Raw genomic sequence first — 15,848 nt, 5'->3', positions numbered from 1 at the left:
CGCTCACACGGCCAAGAGGAAGCAACGCATGAAACGTCAGATCCGCACCCTGCTCGCATCGATTGCCCTCCTGGCAGGGAGCGCCTGGGCTGCGCCGCAGCCCATCGATGCGATCGTCGCGGTGGTCAACGACGAAGTGATTACCGCGCGCGAGCTTGACCTGCGCGTCGACCAGGCTTCGCAGCAACTGAAGAAGCAGGGCACCCAGCTGCCGCCACGTGAGGTCTTCTCGCGCCAGATGCTTGAACGCATGGTTTACGAGCGGGTGCAACTGCAATACGCCCGCGAGACATCCGTTCGGGTGGACGATGCGGGTCTTGAGCGCGCATTGCAGCGCGTCGCCGAGAACAACAAGATGACCAGTGCCCAGTTCCGCGCCGCACTTGAAAAGGACGGCATGTCATGGAGCCTGTTCCGTGAGGACGTGCGCAACGAAATGACGCTTGGCCGACTGCGCGAGCGCGAAGTCGAAAGCCGCGTGATCGTGACGGACGCCGAGGTGGATGCCTTCCTCGCTGCGCAGGCTGCCACCAACAACCAGGAAATCATGGTCGCGCACATCCTGCTGCGCGCGCCCGAGGCCGCGACGCCGCAGCAGTGGAGCAAGCTGCAGCAAAGGGCCGAGACCCTGCTCGCGCGCGCGCAGTCGGGTGAGGACTTCGCCAAGCTTGCTGCCGGCAACTCCGATGCGCCGGACGCCCTGCAAGGCGGCAACCTTGGCTGGCGACGTGCCGACCGGTTGCCGACGCTCTACGCGGACGCTGTGCGCTTGCTCAAGCCGGGTGCGTTGAGCCAGGTGCTGCGTAGCCCGGCGGGCTTGCACATCGTCAAGCTGATCGATAGCCGTGGCGGTGCGGACAGCGCGCCGGTGTCGGTGCAGCGCACGCGTGTGCGGCATATTCTGATCAAGACCTCCGAAACGGTCAGCGATGCCGAGGCGCGCCAGCGCCTGGAGCAACTGCGAGACCGCATTCAGCGGGGCGCAGACTTTGGCGACATGGCCAAGCGTCATTCCAACGACGGCAGCGCGCCGAAGGGCGGTGACCTGGGTTGGATCAATCCGGGCGATACGGTGCCGGACTTCGAACGCGCGATGGATGCGCTGCCGATCAATGAAGTCAGCCAGCCGGTGCAGTCGCCGTTTGGCTGGCACTTGATTCAGGTGCTGGAGCGCAAGACGGAAGACGTGTCGGCCGAACGCCGCCGCAACCAGGCGCGTGGCGCCCTACGTGAGCGCAAGTCGGACGAGGCGTTCGACGATTTCGTGCGGCAGCTGCGCGATCGTGCCTTCGTTGAGCTGCGTCCGCCCTACGCTACGACTCAGCCATGAGCGCTCTGCTACCGCTACTGGCGGTCACCTGTGGCGAGCCCGCGGGGGTCGGCCCGGAGCTCGTTGCAACGCTCGCGAAGCACAGCGTCGCGGCACATCTGGTGGCGATCGGTGATCGTGAGCTGATCGCTTCGCGCGCAAACGCGCTCGGCATCCCAGCCGTGCTGCGAGACTGGGCGCCGGGCTTGCCGCGAGAGGCCGGTTGTCTTGATGTGTTGCATGTGCCGCTCGCCGAGCCTTCGCTGCCGGGTGTCCTGAATGCGGCCAATGCGTCGCATGTGCTCGCGATCCTCGACGCCGCGATCGACGGCTGCGTCGGTGGTCGTTTCGATGGCATGGTTACCGCGCCCCTGCATAAGGGCGTGATCAATGATGCGGGTGTCGCTTTCACCGGTCATACCGAATACCTCGCCGATCGCACGCACACAGACCGCGTCGTGATGATGCTGGCGGGCGGTGGCATGCGCGTTGCGCTGGCGACCACGCACCTTACACTGAAGGATGTGCCCGCAGCGCTTACGGCCGAGTCTTTGCGCCAGACCTTGCAGATCCTGCATGCCGATCTGTGTAGGCGATTCGGCCTTGCCAACCCCCGTATTCTGGTGGCCGGCCTCAACCCACACGCCGGCGAGTCCGGGCACATGGGCAGGGAAGAAATCGAAGTCATCAGCCCGGTGCTGGACGCGCTGCGCGCCGAAGGGATGGAGCTGATTGGCCCCTTGCCCGCTGATACGCTATTCACGCCGCACCAACTCGAGCGCGGTGACGCAGTGCTCGCGATGTACCACGACCAGGGCCTTCCAGTGCTCAAATACGCCAGCTTTGGCGGCGGCGTTAACATCACGCTTGGCCTGCCGATCATCCGCACTTCGGTTGATCACGGCACGGCGCTTGATCTGGCGGGCACCGGTCGTGCCGACCCGGGCAGCCTGCATGCAGCAATTGGTTGTGCGATTGAAATGGTCAGCGCACAGCGCCGGGGGCACGCATGAAACGGCGCGAATTCCTTGTTGCGACCAGCGCAAGCGCCTTGCTGGTGGCCTGCCAGACGACGCAGCCGAAGCCGCAGCCAGAGCCCGTCAAGCCGCAACCGCCTGTCGTGCCGCCAGTGGCGCGTGCAAAGCCGAAGATCGGTCTGGCGCTCGGGGGCGGCGCTGCGCGTGGGTTTGCGCATATCGGTGTCATCAAGGCGCTCGAAACCAACGGCATTTCGCCTGATATTGTCGTCGGCACGAGCGCCGGCAGCGTCGTCGGGGCGCTCTACGCCGCTGGGTTCGGCGCCTTCGATCTACAGAAACTTGCGTTCCAGATGGAAGAGAGCGCGTTCAAGGACTGGGCGCTGTTCGATCGCGGCCTGCTGAAGGGTGAAGCGCTCGAAGCCTTCATCAACAAACAGGTTTCGAACAAACCGATCGAAGGGCTCAAGCGTCGCTTCGCAGCGGTCGCGACCGACCTGCAGAACGGTGAGCCTGCTGCCTTTTCGGCGGGTAACGTGGGGCAGGCCGTGCGCGCCTCGTCCTCCGTGCCGGGGGTGTTCTCGCCGGTAGTGATTCGCGGGCGGGAATACGTTGATGGCGGTCTCGTCAGTCCGGTGCCGGCGCGTACCGCGCGCAGCATGGGCGCGGACATCGTCATCGCAGTAGATATCTCGCAGCGCCCCTCGGGCAAGAAGGGGGCCGGGAGCGTCGACGTGCTGCTCGATACGATTGCGATCATGGGCAACCGGATTGCGGACTACGAACTGCGCGATGCCGACGTGGTCGTGAACCCGAACATCAAGGGGCTGCCGGCGGCGAATTTCCAGCAACGCCACGAAGCGATCCTCGAAGGCGAGCGCGCCGGCTTCGGCGCGATCACGCGGATCCGCGAACGCCTGGCCGCATGGGACGCCAAGCGATGAGCCGTCCGATTGATGGTCACCTCGCGCGCAAGCGCTTCGGCCAGAACTTTCTGGTCGACCAGAACATCATCCGCAAGATCATCGCCGCGATTGCGGTGAAGCCGGGCGAGCCGATTGTCGAGATCGGCCCCGGGCTTGGCGCGCTCACCGCGCCGCTGATCAATGCGGCGGGTCACCTGCATGTGGTCGAAATCGACCGCGACCTGATCGCCCGACTGAAAGAGAAATACAGCGCCGAGCAGATCACGATCCACGAGGGCGATGCGCTGAAGTTCGATTTCGGCACCCTCACGCAGAATGCTGCAGGCGCCTTGAAGGTGGTCGGCAACCTTCCCTATAACATCTCGACGCCGCTGCTGTTCCATCTTGCCGACTATGCGGCAGGCGTGAAGGAAATGACCTTCATGCTGCAGCGCGAAGTGGTGGACCGCATGGTTGCCGATCCCGATGAAGAAGCCTACGGCCGTCTCGGCGTGATGCTGCAGTACCGCTTCCACATGGCCAAGCTGTTCGACGTGCCGCCTGGCGCGTTCCATCCGGCGCCGAAGGTCACCTCCGCGATCGTTCGCCTGATCCCGAAAGCGGCGTCGGAACTCGATTGCCGCGATGAGGCCTTGCTCGCCAAAATCGTCACCGCAGCCTTCGGTCAACGTCGCAAGACCCTGCGCAACACCCTCAAGGGCATTCTCGACGACGCCGGTTTCACCACGCTGGGCATCAATCCCGGTGCGCGCGGTGAGACGCTCTCGCTCGCCGACTTCGTCCGCATCGCGAACTTCTGTGCCGTGCCAGCCTGACTGAGCACCGCTCGGGCCAAACAAAAGGGGCACGGCGATCGCCGTGCCCCTTTGTATTTGGTGGGCCTCCTCGGAGTCGAACCGAGCACCAACGGATTATGAGTCCGCTGCTCTAACCAGGCATGAGCTAGAGGCCCTGATGCCTCTTCGCACCGTCAGATTGGGTCTCTCGCGTGGGCGGTTTGCTCGTCGTACTGAGAAGTACTGTTTCGCTCACCACTTCGCTGCGAGCCCACCTGCTCGGCGCGAACAGGCATGTGCGAATCGGCCCGCGCCGGCTGCGCGGGCGTCCGGTGTTGCGATCAGCCCTCGCCGTCGAGGAAGCTGCGCAGCTTGTCCGACCGCGACGGGTGGCGCAGCTTGCGCAGTGCCTTGGCTTCGATCTGGCGGATACGTTCGCGGGTCACGTCGAACTGCTTGCCGACTTCTTCCAGCGTGTGGTCCGTGTTCATCTCGATACCGAAACGCATGCGCAGCACCTTCGCTTCGCGCGGCGTCAGGCTGTCGAGCACTTCCTTCGTGGCATCGCGCAGGCCGGAGTACTCGGCCGCATCGGCCGGTGCAACGGTGGCGTTGTCTTCGATGAAGTCGCCCAGATGCGAGTCGTCGTCGTCACCAATCGGCGTCTCCATGGAAATCGGCTCTTTGGAGATCTTCTGGATCTTGCGGATCTTCTCCTCGGGCATTTCCATCTTCACGGCCAAGGTTGCCGGATCCGGCTCAAGACCGGTTTCCTGCAGGATCTGACGCGAGATGCGGTTCATCTTGTTGATCGTTTCGATCATGTGAACCGGGATACGGATCGTGCGCGCCTGGTCGGCGATCGAACGCGTGATCGCCTGGCGGATCCACCAGGTTGCGTAGGTCGAGAACTTGTAGCCGCGGCGGTATTCGAACTTGTCCACCGCCTTCATCAGGCCGATGTTGCCTTCCTGGATCAGGTCGAGGAACTGCAGGCCGCGGTTCGTGTACTTCTTCGCGATCGAGATCACCAGACGCAGGTTGGCCTCGGTCATCTCGCGCTTGGCGCGGCGCATCTTCGCTTCGCCAGTGGACATCTGCTTGTTGATGTCTTTGAGTTCCTTCAGCGGAATGCCGATGCGTTCCTGCAGGTCGATCAGCTTCTGCTGCTCTTCCAGAATGGCCGGTTGCATGCGCATCAGTGCGGCCGAGTAACTCGCGTTCGCGCTGATTTCGCCCTTCAACCAGTCACGGTTGGTTTCGTTGCCCGGGAAGACTTTGATGAAGTGCTGGCGCGACATGCCGGCGCGTTCGACGCACAGGTCAAGGATCTTGCGCTCGTGCTTGCGGACGTTCTCGACCATGTGACGCACGGTGTCGCAGAGCTTCTCGATGGACTTCGCGGTAAAGCGGATGTTCATCAGCTCGGCTGAGATCTGGCCGTGGATCTTCAGGTAGGTCTTGTCGTCCGAGCCCTTCTTGCCCAGCGCAGCGATCATCTTGGCGTAAAGGCCACGGATCACGTCGAAGCGTTGCAGGGCGTCGGTCTTCAGTTGCAGCAGCGACGCGCTGATCTTGCCCGCGCCGTCACCATCTTCGTCGTCCGCGTCTTCGTCTTCCTCTTCGTCGAGCTCGACGTCGTCGGCCGGCGCCGCTTCTTCCGGCGCATTGGGGTCGATCAGGCCGTCGACGAGTTCGTCGATGCGCATCTCGTCCTTGCCAACCTTCTCGGCCATGTCCAGGATGTCGGAGACGGTCGTCGGGCAGGCGGAGATCGCCAGCACCATGTGCTTGAGGCCATCTTCGATGCGCTTGGCGATCTCGATTTCGCCTTCGCGGGTCAGCAGCTCGACGGTGCCCATTTCGCGCATGTACATGCGGACCGGATCGGTCGTGCGGCCGAATTCGGAGTCGGCGGCAGACAGCGCTTGTTCGGCTTCTTCCTGTGCGGCTTCGTCGTCAACGACTTGCGGCACATTGTCGGAAATCAGCAGCTCTTCAGCAGCGGGGGCTTCGTCATAGACCTGGATGCCCATGTCGCCGAAGGTCGAGATGATCGATTCGATCTGCTCGGCATCGACCATGTCGTCCGGCAGGTGGTCGTTGATCTCGGCGTAGGTCAGGTATCCGCGCTCCTTGCCCAGCGCGATCAGCGACTTCAGGCGGGTGCGGCGCGCTTCGGCGTCGGCAGGCTGCAGCGCAGCGGCTTGGGCGAGCGCGAGATCCTTCTCCTTGGCCTTGGCCTTGGCTGACTTTGGCTTGGACGAGTCCTTGCGGGGGTCTTTGGATTTATCCGTGGCGGCCATGAAATCCTCGGGAAAAGGTCGCGAAAACCGATAATTATAACGTAGTCTCAGACCGTCTGGCCAGACTTAAGTTTCTGTTTTTTCGCAAGAAGCGAGCCCAGACGGGCCGCCGAGCTGTTGTCGGCGCGTCCGCTGGTGACTTGGATCTGCAGATTTTTCAATTCCGTCTCCACGGCCTGGAGCTCGAGTCGATCAAGCAGGCCGCGCAGCGTTTCTTCGAGCTTGGTCTCGTCGATGTAGCCTTCTTCGATCGACTGCATTGCGCGCGTAATCGCCGCCTCGTGCGTGCTGTCGCGGAAGTGCTCGATCCAGGCGCCGAGCGGCGCGTCCAGCAGCGTTCCGTCTTCGCCAGCGTCAATGATCGCCATCACTGCGGCGCGTTCGGCAGTCTCCGGAAGGTGGCCAACCAGGGCGACCGGGACCTTGTCACCGAGGCGGGGACGCGCCAGCAAAACGCGCAGCAACTGCTGCTCGAGCGGGACAACGCCGACACGCGGCTCGGGCGGCGGCAGGCCTTTCTTGCCGAAGCGCCCTTTTTGCCAGTCGCCTTTCTGGAAGGGCTCGAATGCGGGGCGCGGCGGGCGCGGTGGGGGCGCGAGCCCCAGCGCGGACGAGGTCTCCTCCGGACTTAGTTGCGCCACGGCAGCGAGGTCTCGAACGATCTGAAGCCGCAAGACTTGCGCGGCAATCTTCGGGACGAATTCTTTCGCGTTGTGTACGAGGTGCGCGCGACCTTCGGCGGTTTGCAGGTCGCAGCCCTCGGCCAGCGTGTCGAGCAGGAATCGGCCGAGTGGCGTGGCGTCGCGGGCGGCGAGCTGGAAAGCCTCGGCGCCGCGTTCGCGGACGAACGAGTCCGGATCGTGCTCCGCTGGCAGGAAGAGGAAGCAGACGGTCTTGTCGTCGGCGAGGTGCGGCAGGCTGGCTTCAAGGCCTCGTCGTGCAGCTTTGCGGCCGGCTTTGTCGCCGTCGAAACAGAACACCAATCGGTCGGCCTGGCGCAGCAGTTTCTGGACGTGCGTCGGCGTGGTGGCGGTGCCGAGCGTCGCGACGGCGTTGTTGACGCCGTACTGCGCAAGCGCGACGACGTCCATGTAGCCCTCGACCACAATCACGGTGCCGGTCTCGCGAATGCCGACGCGTGCCTGCGGCAGGCCGTAGAGCTCGCGCCCCTTCTCGAACAGCGGCGTTTCCGGCGAGTTCAGGTATTTCGGTTCGCCTGCATCCAGGATGCGCCCGCCGAAGGCGATGACATTGCCGCGCGCGTCCTGGATCGGAAACATGATGCGATCGCGGAAGCGGTCGTAACGGCGGCCGGCCTCATTGTCGATGACCAGACCGGCCTCCGCCAATCCGCCGTCGTCGTACTTGGGGAAGGCCTTGTCGAGGCTTTGCCAGCCATCCGGCGCATAGCCGATGCCAAAGCGCGCGGCGATCTCGCCGGTCAAGCCGCGGCGTTTCAGGTAATCGACGGCGCGCGGGCTGCTTTTGAGTTGCTCGCGATAGAAACGCGCAGCGGTCGACATCACGTCGATCAGCGAGCGCTGCTGTTCGCGCCCGGGGCCGGAAAACGCCGGTCCCTCCTCGGGCACTTCAAGCCCCAGCTGCTGGGCGAGTTCCTTGACGGCGTCGACGAACCCAAGCCCTGAGTGCTCCATCAGGAAGCCGATCGCCGTGCCGTGCGCGCCGCAGCCGAAGCAGTGGTAGAACTGCTTGCTTGGGCTGACCGTGAAGCTGGGGGATTTTTCGTTGTGGAACGGGCAGCAGGCGGAATAGTTTGCGCCCGCCTTCTTCAACGGCACATAGCGCTGAATCAGGTCGACGATGTCAATCCGCGCGATGAGATCCTGAATGAAGGCCTGAGGAATCATGAACGTGCCGGGGCGGGCCGGCGACAGCCGCCAGCCCTAGGTCAGTATAGGCAAGCGAATTGAATCCGCTTGCCCGGTGTGTCAGGCCGAGAGCTTGGCCTTGACGCGTGCGGAGACGAGGCTCATGTCGGCGCGTCCGGCCAACTTGGTCTTCAGCGGGCCCATCAGCTTGCCGATGCCTGCGGGTCCGGTGGCACCTGTTTCGGCGATCGCGGCGTCGATCGCTGCATCGATTTCGTCGGCGCTCATCTGTGCGGGCATGTAGGCCGAGAGCACTTCGATCTCGAAACGTTCGGCGCTTGCGAGGTCTTCGCGCTTGGCTTGCTCGTACTGGGCAACCGAATCGCGGCGCTGCTTGACCTGCTTTTCGATGACCGCCAGCACTGCGGCGTCATCCAGCTCGATCCGTTCGTCAACTTCGCGCTGCTTGATTGCGGCAAGCAACAGGCGCAGGGCGCCGAGGCGAGCGGTTTCCTTCGCGCGCATGGCGGACTTCATGTCTTCATTGATCTGAAGCTTCAGCGACATCGATGACTCCCAAACGAAGCGCGCCGGGTTCGATAGGTGGAACCGGAAGGCGCAAAAGCGCCGCGGAACGCTACCTTGACGGTGCGTTCCGCGGCGCATGTCTTGCGGCTGTTGGCAGCCTAGCTGCCGGAACCCTGCCTGCGCGCAGTTCGCCCCAAGGCGCCCGCGACGCGGTGGATTCTTAGTACAGCTTCGGCGGCAGCTGCTGGCTGCGCAGGCGCTTGTGCAGGCGCTTCACTGCAGCGGCCTTCTTGCGCTTGCGTTCGGCGGTCGGCTTTTCGTAGAACTCGCGCGAACGCAGCTCGGTGATGACACCGGCCTTCTCGATGGTGCGCTTGAAGCGACGGATCGCGACTTCAAACGGCTCGTTTTCCTTGAGGCGGATACCCGGCATTCTCAAAACCTCGAATTGATCAGTAGTCTGGACGGGTTCGACAATAAATCGAGCGCGCCCGTTGAGCGAAGCTCGCTAGTTTAACCAAACTCGTCAGGATTTCCAAGTCCACTGTCAAGCCCCGCCAATCGGGGTGTTCGCGCTACACTCGCGACCCCATGCAGATCCTTGGTATTGAATCCTCTTGCGACGAGACCGGCGTTGGCGTCTACGACACCGAACGCGGTCTGCTGGCGCATCGCGTTCATTCGCAAATCGCGATGCACGCGGAGTACGGTGGCGTGGTGCCCGAGCTGGCGTCGCGCGACCATGTGCGGCGCATCGTCCCCTTGGTGCGCGAGACGCTGGCCGCCGCGGGCTGCAGCGCAGGAGCGCTTGACGGCGTCGGCTATACCGCTGGCCCGGGGCTGGCCGGTGCCTTGCTCGTTGGTGCGGCCTTCGCAGAGGCGTTCGCGTTCGGGCTAGGTATTCCCGCGCTGCCGATTCATCACCTGGAGGGGCATCTGCTATCTCCGTTGCTGTCGAGCGATCCCCCGACCTTCCCGTTTGTCGCGCTGCTCGTCTCGGGCGGGCATACCCAGTTGATGAAGGTCACCGGCGTTGGTGCTTACGAGCTGCTTGGCGAGACAGTGGATGACGCGGCCGGCGAAGCCTTCGACAAAACGGCGAAGCTGATCGGCCTTGATTATCCCGGCGGGCCGGCGCTTGCCCGCCTGGCGAGCGAGGGCGTGGCTGGGCGCTTCAAGTTGCCGCGCCCGATGCTGCATTCGGGCGATCTGCAGTTCAGCTTCAGCGGTTTGAAGACGGCGGTGCTGACGGCGACCAAGGCGCCGAGCTGGTCGCACGATCAACGTGCAGACCTCGCGGCCGAGTTCCAGGAGGCGGTGACGGAGGTGCTTGTCGCTAAGGCGCTCGCTGCACTGAAGGAAACCGGCTTGCGGACGCTGGTGGTGGCGGGTGGTGTCGGCGCCAACCGTCGTCTGCGCGAGCGCCTCGATGAAACGGCAGCCCGCCGCCGCCTTCGCGTGCATTATCCCGAGCTCGCGTTCTGTTCCGACAATGGCGCGATGATCGCGCTCGCGGCGGGCCTGCGCTTCGCCGGTGGCGCGACCGGCCAAACGGATGGGCGCTTTGCGGTGCGCCCGCGCTGGCCCTTGGGCGAATTGCAGCCGCCGCGTTAGACGTTTTCCTTTTTCTTTGCGCCAATCCGGCTTTCCTTGCCGGCAATCAGGCGCGAAATGTTGTCCTTGTGGCGCCAGATCAGGACGGCGGACATTGCGATTGTCGCCGCCGTCCAGCTGACGCTGCTCACCAGAAGATGGGTGAACACCGGTGCGGCCAGTGCTGCCGCCAGTGCGGCGGCGGAGGAGTAACGGGTCGTGAGCGCGACCAGGAGCCAGGTCGCAAGCGTCAATCCGCCTGCGAGGGGGCTCATGGCGAGCAGTACGCCCGCCGCTGTGGCGACGCCCTTGCCGCCCTGGAAGCGCAGGAACACCGAGAAGACATGCCCCAAAAAGGCGAAAATCCCGGCCACAGCGGCATCGTTCTCAGTCAGACCGAGCGGCTCAGCCAGCGCGCGCGCCAAAAGCACTGCCGCCGTGCCCTTGAGTGCATCGCCGATCAGCGTCAGGATGGCGGCCTTCTTGCTGCCACTGCGCAGCACATTGGTTGCCCCCGGATTGCCCGATCCGTACTTGCGCGGGTCTTCGAGGCCCATGGCCCGGCTGACGATGACAGCGAACGGCGTTGAACCGATGAAATAGGCGGCGAGTGCGACGATGACGGTCTGCATTGGATAATGGCGAAATTCGCTTCAGGAAATCGGAATGGACTTTATCTTTGTCGAGGGGCTTCAGGTCGAGGCTTCGGTCGGAATCTACGAGCGCGAAAAGCGCGCAACGCAGCCGTTGGAGATCAATCTGACCTTCGGCGTCCCCGATGCCGCAGCGGCGCGTGATGATATCGCCGATACGATTGATTATGACGTGGTTGTGGACCGGATCCGTGCGGTGTTGGCGGACCGCCACTTCAATTTGCTCGAAACGTTGGGCGAATTCATCGTCGATCTGCTGTTCAGCGAGTTCGGTGTGCCCTGGGTCCGGGTCTCGATCGCCAAGATGGGCGTGATGCGAGGTGTGCGGCGGGTAGGGGTGTTTATCGAACGAGGAAGGGATGAGCCGGCGCCACCGCGGCCACATTTCCAGTTCTGAGCCACGCGGTGGTGGCAGCACGAATTTGAGATGGAAATGAAACGGGCCCTTTCGGGCCCGTTTTTACATTCAGCGAATTTCCAGCTCGTTGAGCGCTTTGCCCGCGGCCAGCCATTCGGCGACCCAGCCCGGCTTGCGGCCGTGGCCAGTCCAGGTCTGCTCGGGTTTGGCCGGATTGCGATACTTGGCGGCACCAACCGTCTTGCGGCCAGCGGCCTTACGGCCCGGCTTGGCGGCTGCGCGCGGTTTGCGCGTCTTGGCGGCAGCGGGTTTCTTCTCGTCGCCCATCAAATCTTCCAGCGACATGCCGGCTTCGGTGACGATCTTATGTACTTTTTTCAGAACGTCGCGCTTCGCGGTATTGGCGCGGCGTTCGATTTCGCCCTCTACGCGCTTGAGCAGGCGTTTGAGTTCGGTGAGATTGAGCTTGGCAATGTCCATTGTTCCCCTCTGAGCTTTTCGCGTTGGTGGCCCGGGGTATCACTGCAGCCGGGTTATTTCATAAATACTGCAATTCCAGAATGAATGCAATCTCGAACTGTAATTCTGTTTCCGGAAATGGCGCCCAAATTGCCGGAGCTGGCGGTCAACCGCGCGGGTGATGCTCCGCATGCAAGCGCTTCAGGCGTTCGCGGGCAACGTGCGTATAGACCTGGGTGGTGGAAATGTCTGCATGGCCAAGCAGCATTTGCACGACGCGGAGATCCGCGCCGTGATTGAGCAGGTGCGTCGCGAAGGCGTGCCGGAGCACATGCGGCGAAATTCGCTCGGCTGCAATTCCGCACGCCATTGCGTAGGCTTTGACGATGTCCCAGAAGCGTTGGCGGCTCATCGGCGCCGCGCGCTGGGTAACGAATAGCGCTTGCGATGTGCGGCCCGATAGCAGCTGGGGCCGCGCTTCTCGGGCGTAGCGCTGGATCCATTCAAGCGCTATTTCGCCGACCGGCACGATCCGTTCTTTCGCGCCTTTGCCGAATATGCGCACGAGCCCGGCGCTGAGATCGATTTCAGTCATTTTCAGTTCGATCAATTCACTGACACGCAGGCCTGTGGCGTAGAGCGTTTCGAGCATTGCGCGATCCCTCAGCCCGAGTGGTGTATCGACGTCCGGCGCGTTCAGCAGATCTTCGACCTGCCGTTCCGACAGGGTCTTCGGGACACGCGGCGTTCGGGCGGGGGAGGCCAGATCGAGCGTGGGGTCGACCTGAATTCGGCCCTCCGCGAGCAGAAGTCGAAAATAGCGCCTGACCGTAGCAAGCACGCGGCGCTGCGTTGCGGCACGTGCGCGTGGTGCAAAGGCGTGCAAATAGGCCTGCAAATCGGACGCGCTTGCGTGGCCCAACCGGACGTTACGTTCGGCGAGCCATTTGGCACAGGCCATGAGATCACTTCGGTACGCCGCCAAGGTGTTCTTTGCGAGGCCGTCCTGGAGCCACAGCGTTTCACAAAAGGTGTCGATGTCGGACTCAATTTCGACTGCGCTGATTCCGGCTTGGCTCATGCAAGGACTCCTTCGTGCCAAAGCAGCCAGCGCTTTGTTTCGATCAGCCAGCCTTCGGTGTGATTCGCGAAACCGCCAATGCCCTTGCTGCCCAGCACGCGATGGCAAGGCACTACAAGCGGAAACGGGTTGGCGCCGCAGGCCTGACCTACCGCACGCGCGGCGCTGCCCAGTGTGCGGGCCATTTCACCGTATTGGCGTGTTTGGCCGGCCGGGATTGCCGAGATCGCGCTCCATACCCGCCGCTGGAACAGGGTGCCGCGTTGCGCAAGCGGCAGCGCCGGAAAGGGCGTGCCGTCTTGCAGATAAGCATCGAGTGCCGTGGAAATCGCTTCGCAGAGCGTGCCGCTTGCCGGAATGGTCGGGGTATTGGGTGCAAGGAAGACGAGCGTGAGTACTTGCTGACGAGCGACTGCAACGCCGAGGCGGCAGGTGGGCATTGCCAGTATGGCTGCGAAGTCGTCGGCAGATGTCATGGCCTTGTCCGTAGGCGGAGGGGCGAGGATCGCATTTTGCGTGGGACTGGCGGGTGACTGGGCAAGAAAAAGCCGGCGATGCTTGCGCACCACCGGCCCATGCTCTCTACCCCAAGAGCGATGAAACTGATATTTGCGAGGAATATATCAGCAGCTTTGGGGGTTTGGTAGTGAAATGTGAAAAACGCCCAGATCGACGCTTGGGCGCCTTACTTCTTGCCGAGTAGGGCGTCCTTCAGATCAGATTGCACCGGCTTGTCGCCGAACCAGATCTTGAGCAGCGCGGCATAGAAGTCTTCGCCCTGAATCTCCTTGCCCTTCGCTGTGCCGTTCATCAGCACACGGGTGGCGCTGCCGGTCCACTCGATACGGATGTCGCTCTTCTCAGGCACCTTGCCCATCGCCAGCAGGTTGGCGCGGAATTCTTCCAGTCGCGCTTTGATCTTCGCCATGTCGGCCTCGGTGCTGTTCTCCTGCACACCATTCTCAAGCGCTTCGGAGAGTTGTTCGGCCGAAAGGTCGCGCAGAGTGACGATCTGGATCCGTTTCGGACCCTTCGCGCCGATTACGCCGCCGGCCGAATCAGCCTTGGCGGGAAGGTAGAGTCCGATCGCGTAAACCTTGAAGAAGGCCTTCTTGCGCAGCCCCGCGCCGTTGAGGACGAGTTCCGCAGTGCCGGCGCTGGCCTTGTCTTCGAACTTCACGCCCGCGACGTCGATTGCCGCGAAGGCGGGGGTGATCAGGGCGGCCGACAGCAGCAGGGCTGCCAGGGTGCGATTGCGCATGGTTGTCTCCTCGTATTGGTTTGTTTTGTCGTCGGTCGATTGACCGCGGGTCCTTCATCCGTACTGTAGCGTACGGCAAGCGCCACAAAAAACAAACCCTCCGCACGGGAGGGTTTGTTTCATTTCGTGGGGGGGTCAGCTTCGGATTTCCCCGTCACCGAAAACCACCCATTTCTGACTTGTCAGGCCATCAAGGCCGACTGGCCCGCGCGCGTGGATCTTGTCGGTAGAGATGCCGATTTCGGCGCCGAGGCCGTATTCAAAGCCATCGGCAAAGCGCGTCGAGGCGTTGATCATCACCGAGCTGGAATCCACCTCGCGGAGGAAGCGCATTGCGCGGGTGTAGTGCTCCGTCACGATTGCCTCAGTGTGCTGCGACGAGTAGTCGTTGATGTGGGCGATTGCCTCATCCACGCCGGCCACGATGCGGATCGCAATAATTGGCGCGAGGAACTCCGTCCGGTAGTCCTCTTCACTTGCAGCCTTGATACCGCCGAAACCGGCTGCTTCAAGGATTGCCTTCGATTCCGCGCAGCAGCGCATTTCGACGCCTTTGTCCGCATAGATCCGGCCGATGCGCGGCAGGAACTCTGCTGCGACGGCTTTCGCGACCAGCAGTGACTCCGCCGTGTTGCAGGTGCCATAGCGATGCGTCTTTGCGTTGTCTGCAATGCGCACGGCCTTGTCGAGATCTGCGTCCAGATCGACATACACATGGCAGTTGCCGTCGAGGTGCTTGATCACCGGCACGCGTGCGTCGCGCGAAATGCGTTCGATCAAGCCCTTGCCGCCGCGCGGCACGATCACGTCGACGAATTCCGGCATCGTGATCAGCTCGCCCACTGCTGTGCGATCGGTTGTCTCGATCACTTGCACTGCCGTTTGCGGCAGGCCCGCGTGAGACAAGCCATCACGCACGCAGGCCGCAATCGCCTGGTTGCAATGTAGGGCTTCCTTGCCGCCGCGCAGGATCGCGGCATTGCCGCTCTTCAGGCACAGGCCGGCGGCGTCTGCGGTTACGTTCGGACGCGCTTCGTAGATGATGCCGATCACGCCGAGCGGCACGCGCATCTTGCCGACCTGAATGCCGGTCGGGCGGCGCTTCACATCGGTGATTTCGCCAACCGGATCGGCGAGCGCGGCGATCTGCTCGAGGCCGGCGGCCATCGATTCGATCGTCTTCGCGCTCAGCGTCAGGCGGTCGATCATCGCCGGCTCAAGGCCGTCCAGCCGGGCCTGTTCCAGATCGCGGGCGTTCGCCGCCAGCAGCGCGTCGCCGCGCTCGCGGATCAGGCGAGCGATTTCGTTCAGGGCGGCGTTCTTGCTGGCGGTTGATGCGGCAGCCATGGCGCGCGAAGCAGCGCGCGCTTGGCGGCCCACCGTCTGCATATAGGTCTTGATGTCCACGAGAAAACTCTGCTGCAAGGGCAAAGCCGCATTCTAGCCGCTGGGCCGGCGTACCCGACGCAATCGCGGCAATTGCAACAATCGTGCGCATTGGGGCGAAAGTGAAGAATGCAACACTCTGATACACGATCGCTTGACGCGTGCATATCGTCCCCCAGAGAATGCACAGCACTTTTTGTTCAATCCCGTTCCCCAAGGAGCGACCCATGCGCAAGTTCAACGACATCGCCAAACAAACCGGCCCCAACGCCGGCGGCGTGCGCATGCTCGCCTCCCATTCAAGCGTTGTGGGTAATGCCATGGCTGCTGCCGCTCGACGCGGCAACCCGTGCATTCACCCGGCTCTGATTAGCTAGCGGCGGGCTCCGTTCCCGCCACCCAATGT

General features: G+C 63.0%; 17 protein-coding genes and 1 tRNA gene. 7 read left to right on the top strand and 11 right to left on the bottom strand.

Annotation, left to right across the window (positions count from 1 at the left end; genetic code table 11):
• The first annotated feature begins 28 nt into the window (after window positions 1–28).
• Genes JY500_RS17410 through rsmA form a run of 4 tightly spaced genes read left to right on the top strand, consistent with a single transcriptional unit; the run spans window position 29 to window position 4,027 of the window.
• The gene (locus tag JY500_RS17410) at window positions 29–1,330 is read left to right on the top strand and encodes a peptidylprolyl isomerase (protein ID WP_206253972.1); all 1,302 of its coding nucleotides are present in this window, start codon (window positions 29–31) and stop codon (window positions 1,328–1,330) included.
• Window positions 1,327–2,322 carry a 4-hydroxythreonine-4-phosphate dehydrogenase PdxA gene (pdxA, locus tag JY500_RS17405; RefSeq protein WP_206253971.1) on the top strand — a complete coding sequence of 332 codons (996 nt, stop codon included), beginning with the start codon at window positions 1,327–1,329 and terminating at the stop codon, window positions 2,320–2,322. Before JY500_RS17410 ends, pdxA begins: the two co-directional genes overlap by 4 nt.
• Window positions 2,319–3,230, top strand: coding sequence for a patatin-like phospholipase family protein (locus tag JY500_RS17400; protein ID WP_206253970.1), 912 nt, complete (start codon window positions 2,319–2,321; stop codon window positions 3,228–3,230). The genes pdxA and JY500_RS17400 overlap by 4 nt, the downstream gene beginning before the upstream one ends.
• On the top strand, window positions 3,227–4,027 hold the full coding sequence (rsmA, locus tag JY500_RS17395; protein ID WP_206253969.1) for a 16S rRNA (adenine(1518)-N(6)/adenine(1519)-N(6))-dimethyltransferase RsmA: 801 nt from the start codon (window positions 3,227–3,229) through the stop codon (window positions 4,025–4,027). Before JY500_RS17400 ends, rsmA begins: the two co-directional genes overlap by 4 nt.
• 58 nt (window positions 4,028–4,085) lie before the next feature.
• On the opposite strand, the gene JY500_RS17390 is transcribed toward rsmA, so the two are convergent.
• The 5 genes from JY500_RS17390 to rpsU all read right to left on the bottom strand — a co-directional run bounded on the left by JY500_RS17390 (window position 4,086) and on the right by rpsU (window position 9,084).
• Window positions 4,086–4,164 (bottom strand) — tRNA-Ile (locus JY500_RS17390).
• 165 nt (window positions 4,165–4,329) lie between these two features.
• Window positions 4,330–6,294 carry an RNA polymerase sigma factor RpoD gene (gene rpoD / locus JY500_RS17385; protein ID WP_172204814.1) on the bottom strand — a complete coding sequence of 655 codons (1,965 nt, stop codon included), beginning with the start codon at window positions 6,292–6,294 and terminating at the stop codon, window positions 4,330–4,332.
• A 47-nt stretch (window positions 6,295–6,341) separates the two neighbouring features.
• A complete protein-coding gene (gene dnaG, locus JY500_RS17380; protein ID WP_206253968.1) occupies window positions 6,342–8,162 on the bottom strand; it encodes a DNA primase in 1,821 nt (606 codons plus the stop codon).
• An 81-nt stretch (window positions 8,163–8,243) separates the two neighbouring features.
• Entirely contained in the window at window positions 8,244–8,690 is a 447-nt protein-coding gene (locus JY500_RS17375; protein WP_206253967.1) for a GatB/YqeY domain-containing protein, read from the bottom strand.
• 181 nt (window positions 8,691–8,871) lie between these two features.
• A complete protein-coding gene (gene rpsU / locus JY500_RS17370) occupies window positions 8,872–9,084 on the bottom strand; it encodes a 30S ribosomal protein S21 (protein ID WP_172204808.1) in 213 nt (70 codons plus the stop codon).
• Between the two features lie 158 nt (window positions 9,085–9,242).
• Between rpsU and tsaD the strand changes: the two genes are divergently transcribed.
• Window positions 9,243–10,265, top strand: coding sequence for a tRNA (adenosine(37)-N6)-threonylcarbamoyltransferase complex transferase subunit TsaD (gene tsaD / locus JY500_RS17365; protein ID WP_206253966.1), 1,023 nt, complete (start codon window positions 9,243–9,245; stop codon window positions 10,263–10,265).
• Here the strand turns inward: tsaD and plsY are convergent.
• A complete protein-coding gene (plsY, locus tag JY500_RS17360; RefSeq protein ID WP_206253965.1) occupies window positions 10,262–10,876 on the bottom strand; it encodes a glycerol-3-phosphate 1-O-acyltransferase PlsY in 615 nt (204 codons plus the stop codon). The two genes, tsaD and plsY, sit on opposite strands and share 4 nt — an antisense overlap.
• 34 nt (window positions 10,877–10,910) lie before the next feature.
• Between plsY and JY500_RS17355 the strand changes: the two genes are divergently transcribed.
• Window positions 10,911–11,294 carry a dihydroneopterin aldolase gene (locus JY500_RS17355; RefSeq protein WP_172204802.1) on the top strand — a complete coding sequence of 128 codons (384 nt, stop codon included), beginning with the start codon at window positions 10,911–10,913 and terminating at the stop codon, window positions 11,292–11,294.
• Between the two features lie 69 nt (window positions 11,295–11,363).
• On the opposite strand, the gene JY500_RS17350 is transcribed toward JY500_RS17355, so the two are convergent.
• From JY500_RS17350 to JY500_RS17330, 5 genes are all read right to left on the bottom strand, one after another.
• Entirely contained in the window at window positions 11,364–11,735 is a 372-nt protein-coding gene (locus tag JY500_RS17350) for an H-NS histone family protein (RefSeq protein ID WP_172204800.1), read from the bottom strand.
• Window positions 11,736–11,880: 145 nt separating this feature from the next.
• Window positions 11,881–12,795 (bottom strand): site-specific tyrosine recombinase XerD, encoded by a 915-nt coding sequence (gene xerD, locus JY500_RS17345; protein WP_206253964.1) that lies wholly within the window; start codon window positions 12,793–12,795, stop codon window positions 11,881–11,883.
• Entirely contained in the window at window positions 12,792–13,271 is a 480-nt protein-coding gene (locus JY500_RS17340; RefSeq protein ID WP_206253963.1) for a methylated-DNA--[protein]-cysteine S-methyltransferase, read from the bottom strand. Before JY500_RS17340 ends, xerD begins: the two co-directional genes overlap by 4 nt.
• 209 nt (window positions 13,272–13,480) lie before the next feature.
• Entirely contained in the window at window positions 13,481–14,056 is a 576-nt protein-coding gene (locus tag JY500_RS17335) for a chalcone isomerase family protein (protein WP_206253962.1), read from the bottom strand.
• A 135-nt stretch (window positions 14,057–14,191) separates the two neighbouring features.
• Window positions 14,192–15,463: a glutamate-5-semialdehyde dehydrogenase gene (locus JY500_RS17330; RefSeq protein ID WP_206253961.1), complete on the bottom strand. Its 1,272-nt coding sequence runs from the start codon at window positions 15,461–15,463 to the stop codon at window positions 14,192–14,194.
• Between the two features lie 206 nt (window positions 15,464–15,669).
• Here JY500_RS17330 and JY500_RS17325 point away from each other — a divergent pair, with 206 nt between their 5' ends.
• Window positions 15,670–15,819, top strand: coding sequence for a hypothetical protein (locus JY500_RS17325; protein WP_172204790.1), 150 nt, complete (start codon window positions 15,670–15,672; stop codon window positions 15,817–15,819).
• The last annotated feature ends 29 nt before the right edge of the window (window positions 15,820–15,848 follow it).

The sequence above is a fragment of the Niveibacterium microcysteis genome, assembly GCF_017161445.1.
GTDB lineage: Bacteria > Pseudomonadota > Gammaproteobacteria > Burkholderiales > Rhodocyclaceae > Niveibacterium > Niveibacterium microcysteis.
The sequence above is the reverse complement of the archived record's forward strand: the minus strand, read 5'-3'. Positions and strand labels throughout refer to the sequence as shown.

Coding starts and splice junctions, on each gene's coding strand:
- JY500_RS17325 (WP_172204790.1), top strand. CDS start 15,670: ATGCGCAAGTTCAACGACATCGCCAAACAAACCGGCCCCAACGCCGGC.
- pdxA (WP_206253971.1), top strand. CDS start 1,327: ATGAGCGCTCTGCTACCGCTACTGGCGGTCACCTGTGGCGAGCCCGCG.
- rpoD (WP_172204814.1), bottom strand. CDS start 6,294: ATGGCCGCCACGGATAAATCCAAAGACCCCCGCAAGGACTCGTCCAAG.
- plsY (WP_206253965.1), bottom strand. CDS start 10,876: ATGCAGACCGTCATCGTCGCACTCGCCGCCTATTTCATCGGTTCAACG.
- rpsU (WP_172204808.1), bottom strand. CDS start 9,084: ATGCCGGGTATCCGCCTCAAGGAAAACGAGCCGTTTGAAGTCGCGATC.
- JY500_RS17410 (WP_206253972.1), top strand. CDS start 29: ATGAAACGTCAGATCCGCACCCTGCTCGCATCGATTGCCCTCCTGGCA.
- JY500_RS17350 (WP_172204800.1), bottom strand. CDS start 11,735: ATGGACATTGCCAAGCTCAATCTCACCGAACTCAAACGCCTGCTCAAG.
- JY500_RS17400 (WP_206253970.1), top strand. CDS start 2,319: ATGAAACGGCGCGAATTCCTTGTTGCGACCAGCGCAAGCGCCTTGCTG.
- rsmA (WP_206253969.1), top strand. CDS start 3,227: ATGAGCCGTCCGATTGATGGTCACCTCGCGCGCAAGCGCTTCGGCCAG.
- xerD (WP_206253964.1), bottom strand. CDS start 12,795: ATGAGCCAAGCCGGAATCAGCGCAGTCGAAATTGAGTCCGACATCGAC.
- JY500_RS17335 (WP_206253962.1), bottom strand. CDS start 14,056: ATGCGCAATCGCACCCTGGCAGCCCTGCTGCTGTCGGCCGCCCTGATC.
- JY500_RS17340 (WP_206253963.1), bottom strand. CDS start 13,271: ATGACATCTGCCGACGACTTCGCAGCCATACTGGCAATGCCCACCTGC.
- JY500_RS17375 (WP_206253967.1), bottom strand. CDS start 8,690: ATGTCGCTGAAGCTTCAGATCAATGAAGACATGAAGTCCGCCATGCGC.
- dnaG (WP_206253968.1), bottom strand. CDS start 8,162: ATGATTCCTCAGGCCTTCATTCAGGATCTCATCGCGCGGATTGACATC.
- tsaD (WP_206253966.1), top strand. CDS start 9,243: ATGCAGATCCTTGGTATTGAATCCTCTTGCGACGAGACCGGCGTTGGC.
- JY500_RS17355 (WP_172204802.1), top strand. CDS start 10,911: ATGGACTTTATCTTTGTCGAGGGGCTTCAGGTCGAGGCTTCGGTCGGA.